Source organism: Caballeronia catudaia, assembly GCF_001544755.2.
Taxonomy (GTDB): domain Bacteria; phylum Pseudomonadota; class Gammaproteobacteria; order Burkholderiales; family Burkholderiaceae; genus Caballeronia; species Caballeronia catudaia.
On record NZ_FCOF02000128.1, the window covers coordinates 1 to 1,585 of the forward strand.

Below are 1,585 nucleotides of genomic sequence, written 5' to 3' on the forward strand. Positions count from 1 at the left end.
TGTCAGGGCTTTTTAATAATGTCCGATTTGAGCTCATTAGAAATGTCCGATTTCAGCCCTCTGGCGCATGCTGGCGCGATGCGTTGTCGAGGAGCCGATTATGAACGGACGTGGACTGATCACGACAAGCATGCGCGAACTGAAACGGATCAAAGTCATCGAGGCGGTGGTCGAAGGCCGATTGTGCTGCTATCAGGCAGCCGAGCAACTCGACTTGTGTGTGCGGCAGATCAGCCGATTGTGCCGGCGCTATGAGGCGTGTGGGCCGGCCGGTCTGGTGTCGGGCAAGCGTGGCAAGTCGAGCAACCGCGAATTGCCGATCGAGCTGCGCGCGCGGGCGATGGCGCTGGTGCGTGAGCGCTACGCCGATTTCAGGCCCACCTTGGCACGCGAGAAGCTCGACGAATGTCATGGCATCAAGCTGGGCAAGGAAACGGTGCGGCGCTGGATGCGCGACGCGGGTCTGTGGATTCCACGCCAGCAGCGCGCACCGCGGGTGCATCAGCCGCGCAACCGCCGCGCGTGTCTGGGCGAACTGATTCAGATCGACGGCAGCGATCATCGCTGGTTCGAGGATCGCGCACCCGCCTGCACGCTGCTGGTGTTCATCGACGATGCGACGGGCCGGCTGATGACCCTGCACTTCACCGCGACTGAATCCACCTTCAGCTACTTCGAGGCTCTGCGCAAGTATCTCGAAGCGCATGGCAAGCCCGTTGCGCTGTACAGCGACAAGGCGGCGGTGTTCCATTGCAATGGGCACGCCGAGACCGCTGGCAAGGGTGTCACGCAGTTCGGGCGGGCTCTGTACGAGCTCAACATCGATACCTGGTGCGCCAACAGCAGCCAGGCCAAAGGGCGTGTCGAGCGGGCCAATCTGACCTTGCAGGACCGCTTGGTGAAGGAGCTAAGGTTGCGCGGCATCAACACCCAGGAAGCCGCCAATGCGTATGCGCCCCACTTCGTCGCCGACTTCAATGGCCGCTTCGGCAAGACGCCAAGAAGCACGTTCGATGCACATCGACCGTTGCGCGCGGATGAATCGCTCGACCTGATTCTCACCTCACGGGTGCCGCGCCGCGTCACCAAGGTGTTGACGGTGCAGTATGACCGGGTGATTTATATGCTGGACGACACGCCGGAGAATCGCGCGTTGATTCATCAGTATCTGGACGTGTTCGAGTATCCGGACGGGCGCATCGAGATCCGGGTCAATGGCAGGGCCCTCGCCTATCGGCAATACGATCGGCTCTCGGAGATCGATCAGGGCGCCGTGATCGACAACAAACGCCTGGGGCACGCATTGCAAGTCGCCCAGGTATTGCAGGCACAGCGCGATGATCGCTGCGCTTCAGGCATGCCATCGCGAACGAACCAAGGGCTGGCTCCGCGGCCCAAAGAGCGCAAGGTGGGCACGCGAACGCAGCGCGAATTGACGCAGCAACAGTTCAATGCGGCGGTGCTGAGTACCGCCAAAACGCGGGCAGCCGCGGTGGGGAAATGACTGGAAGCATGAAGGGATTGAACCGAAAAACCGGACATTTCTAACGAGCCAGCCATCGGACATTTCAATTTAGCCGTGACA

The 1,585-nt window shown here is 60.9% G+C and carries 1 protein-coding gene; it reads left to right on the top strand.

Annotated elements, in window-relative coordinates; translation table 11 throughout:
• Window positions 1-100: 100 nt before the first annotated feature.
• Window positions 101-1,504 carry an ISNCY family transposase gene (locus AWB75_RS36395; RefSeq protein WP_061128738.1) on the top strand — a complete coding sequence of 468 codons (1,404 nt, stop codon included), beginning with the start codon at window positions 101-103 and terminating at the stop codon, window positions 1,502-1,504.
• Window positions 1,505-1,585: the final 81 nt, after the last annotated feature.

Coding starts and splice junctions, on each gene's coding strand:
- AWB75_RS36395 (WP_061128738.1), top strand. CDS start 101: ATGAACGGACGTGGACTGATCACGACAAGCATGCGCGAACTGAAACGG.